This window comes from Luteibacter sp., assembly GCF_051958795.1.
Classification (GTDB): Bacteria; Pseudomonadota; Gammaproteobacteria; order Xanthomonadales; family Rhodanobacteraceae; genus Luteibacter.
Genome location: NZ_JBQCFT010000405.1, coordinates 1 through 3,409, shown reverse-complemented (window position 1 = coordinate 3,409; position 3,409 = coordinate 1). Strand labels below are relative to the sequence as shown.

Below are 3,409 nucleotides of genomic sequence, written 5' to 3'. Positions count from 1 at the left end.
TTGCCCACCACCCCCCCCAGGCGGGGGCTTTGGGGTGGTTGGCCGCGCTGTTGCCCGGGTTTGGTGGGGGTTTGGGGGGCGGGGGTTTGGGGCCCCGCGCCCCCCCCCCCGCTTCCACAGGGTCACGGGCGACCGAGCGGTGTATAACGGAACCCATGGAAACCACCGACTCCAGGCTCTGCCCGATCTGCCAGGGCACCGGTACCGTCACCTACATCGACGAAGAAGTCGGCTGCCAGGTGCAGCTGCCCTGCTGGGCCTGCGCGCCCAAAGCGGAGACCAGCCTGGGCCAGCCCGCGCCAGGCGCCCCGTGGCTCTAAGACGTCGTAGGAGCCCACCCTGTGGGCGACATCTTTCGCGAGATTCGCCCATGACCTGCGGCTCTTCGCGAACGGCGTCGCCCACAGGGTGGGCTCCTACGAACCTTTCTACATCTTGAAATTCACACCCAGCATGATCGTGCGGCCGTACGTGTCGAACTCCAGCGGGCGCTGGATCTTCACGTTGTTCGGCAATGCCGAGGTCTGCATGGTCTTGAACGGCGAGTCGGTCAGGTTGTTCACCTGTAGCAGCACGCTCAGCCCGCTGTAACGGCCTTCCTGGAACTCGTAGCCGATCTGCATATCCGTCTGCTTGTCGGCCAGCACCGTGGTGTAACCGAGCTGGTCGAACAAGGCCACCGCTTCACCCGTGAACGACGAGCGGTACCGCTCGGCAATGCGGAACGACCAGCCGTACTTTTCGTAGTACAAGGCCAGGTTCGCCACCTTGCGCGACAGGCCGGGCAGGGTGCTCGGGCTGCCGGGGATGGTCGAGACCGCACTGGTGGGCAGCGTGCTGTTGGTGAGCGAGAAGTTGCCCTGTGCACCGAAGCCGTCGAGCCATGAGGCGATCAGGCCACCTTCGATACCGCCCTGCAGTTCGAGACCCTGGATCTTGCCGCCCGTGCCGTTCTGCGGCGTGGTGAACGAGCCATACACGCTGTTCGGGGTCAGCGTCGGGTTGTCGTTGACGTAGTTGGAGAAGTTGTAGTCAAGGACGGTCTCGTTATAGATGTAGTTCAACAGGTTCTTGTTGAACACCGCGGCCGCCACGTAACTCGCCTTGCCGAAGTACTTTTCCCAGCTGAGGTCCGCGCCCACCGCGATATACGGCTTCAGCTTCGGATTGCCGCCGCTGCCCGACCACAGGACCTGCCCCGCAGCCGGGCCATCGGTGATTTCCGCAACACTGGCGGACGTAGCCACCTTCTCGTCATCAATGCGGCCGCGCGCCATGGTCTTGGCCAGGCCGAAGCGCAGGTATTGCTTGTCCGCGATCTCGGCGAAGACATTAAGGCTCGGCAGCACCTTGGTGTACTTCGTGCCGTCCGCGATGCGGCCCACGAGTGCATCGCCATTGGTCTGCAGCGCGGTGGAAGACTGGTCGGTGCGCACGACCTGCACGCCGACGTTGCCGCCGATCGGAATGCCGCCAGCGCTGGTGTCGATGTTGAACTTCAGGTACGCGACGGGCACCTTCTCGCGCACCGTGTAATTGCGGCTCCAGTCGCTCTGGCCGTTACGCTGCGTGAGGTAGTACTGGCTGCCCAGCGCATCCATCACGTCGTAATTGATGATGGCCGGGATGCCGCCGTAGCTCAGATCGGTCACGCCGCTCAGGAAAGAGGGATCGATCGGCGAACCATAGCCCGGCAGGTAACTGCCCGACGTGGAACCGTTGCCGTTGAGCCACGCAAAGAACACATCCGCCGACTTGGTCTTGCGCCGGTCGGAGTAGTTCGCGCCGAGCGTGAAGTCACTGAAGATCCAGCCGACCGGGTGACTCACTTCGAGGCGGAAGGCGCGGATCGAGTCCTTCTGCTTGTCGTATTCCGAGCGGCCGTCATAACCGTAATTGTTCGGATCGGTGAACTGGATCCGGCCCGGGTCAGCGAAGTTCGTTCCCGGCGTGAAATCCGGGAAGTGCTCGTGCACTGGTGTGGCGAAATCCGTGGAACTGGTTTCCTGGCCCGGCAAGCCGGCAAACAGGTAGGCATCGTGCAGGCGCCGCTTCGCCATCGAGTACGACGCGTCGGCATTGATCATCCAGCCGTTGCCGAAGTCGTACTGGTTGTTCCAGCCCGCGGAGAACAGGTTGTCCTTTTCCTTGGTGTACTCGTTCTGCAGGATCGCCTTCAGGCCATCGATATGGCCGGTGGTGACGAGCGGGTACGGTAGGGTGGGCACCGTGCCGACGTTCGAATACGAGACGTTGTCGTACGGGCTGCTGGACCACTGCGCGCCGTTGAGGAAGGTCTTCTGGCTGAACGTCGAGTAGTACAGGTCCAGCGTCGAGTGGTAATGGTCGTCCGGCGCCCACTCCAGCACCGTCATCAGGCCATTGCGCAGCTGGTTCTCGGATTTCGCGCGCAGCTGCATGCCTTCCTGGGAAAGCACGTTATCGGGCAGACCTGGTGTGTGCGGCGCACCCCAGTTGTTCTCGGCGCCCTGCGAGCCGTTGTTCAGGCTCCACCACCACGCCTGGTACTGCTTCTCCTGCACGGGCGAGTCCAGCTGCGCGAAACCGACCGCCAGGCCGAGCGTGTGGTCGAAGTACTGGTCGATATACGAAAAGCTCGCACGGTGGCCGGCATCGCCGACGCCGCTGCCGTGGTTGAGGTTGCCGTTATCGGTGGTCTCGCCGCGCAGGTTGGCCGCGAAGGCGCGCTTCGGCAGGTCCAGCGGGCGGATGGTGTGCAGGTCGACGGTGCCTGACAGGCCCTGGCCGACAAGGCTGGCATCCGGGGTCTTGTAGACCGCGACGCCGCTGATCAGCTCGGACGGATACTGGTCGAAATCGACGCCACGGTTCTCACCGATCGTCGCCTGTTCCCGGCCGTTGAGCGTCGTGCCGACGAAGTCGGGCGACAGGCCGCGGATGGAGATCTGGTTCGCGCGGCCATCGACGCGCTGCGTCGCCAGGCCCGGCACGCGGGCCAGGCTCTCCGCGATGCTGCTATCGGGCAGCTTGCCAATGTCTTCGGCCGAGATGGCCTCGATGATGTTGCTCGAGTTCTGCTTGGCCTTGAGCGAGTTCTGGATCGAGGCCTGGATGCCGGTGACGACGACGGCGTCCAGGTTGCTCACGCCATCGCTGTTGGTCGGCTTGGGCGCCTTCTTGGCTTTTTGCTCGGTTGCCGATTTTGCATTGGCATCCGCCGGTGGCGGCGGCGTGTTCTGGGGGGGCTGGTCCTGCGCCCAGCTGGCTCCGGAGGCCAGCCAGAGGGCCATGGCGCACGCGGCGGCGAGCGGCCGCGCGTGGATAGCGGGCACTGCCCGGCCCGGCATCGAATGGCGATGATTCATGGAGTTCCCCGCGTCTTGTGACGTTATTTTTGATGTAACGAGCGCCCCTCAGCACTCGCGGC

General features: G+C 64.0%; 2 protein-coding genes. One reads left to right on the top strand and one right to left on the bottom strand.

Annotated features, from left to right (window positions below; all coding sequences use genetic code 11):
* Positions 1–155: 155 nt before the first annotated feature.
* Entirely contained in the window at positions 156–320 is a 165-nt protein-coding gene (locus tag ACTHLF_RS20850) for a hypothetical protein (RefSeq protein ID WP_440330091.1), read from the top strand.
* 108 nt (positions 321–428) lie between these two features.
* On the opposite strand, the gene ACTHLF_RS20845 is transcribed toward ACTHLF_RS20850, so the two are convergent.
* Complete coding sequence (locus tag ACTHLF_RS20845) at positions 429–3,347, bottom strand: TonB-dependent receptor (protein ID WP_440330089.1); 2,919 nt, start codon at positions 3,345–3,347, stop codon at positions 429–431.
* Between the last annotated feature and the right edge of the window lie 62 nt (positions 3,348–3,409).

Excerpts from the sequence above, each read along its gene's own strand:
- ACTHLF_RS20850 (WP_440330091.1), top strand. The coding sequence starts at position 156 with ATGGAAACCACCGACTCCAGGCTCTGCCCGATCTGCCAGGGCACCGGT.
- ACTHLF_RS20845 (WP_440330089.1), bottom strand. The coding sequence starts at position 3,347 with ATGAATCATCGCCATTCGATGCCGGGCCGGGCAGTGCCCGCTATCCAC.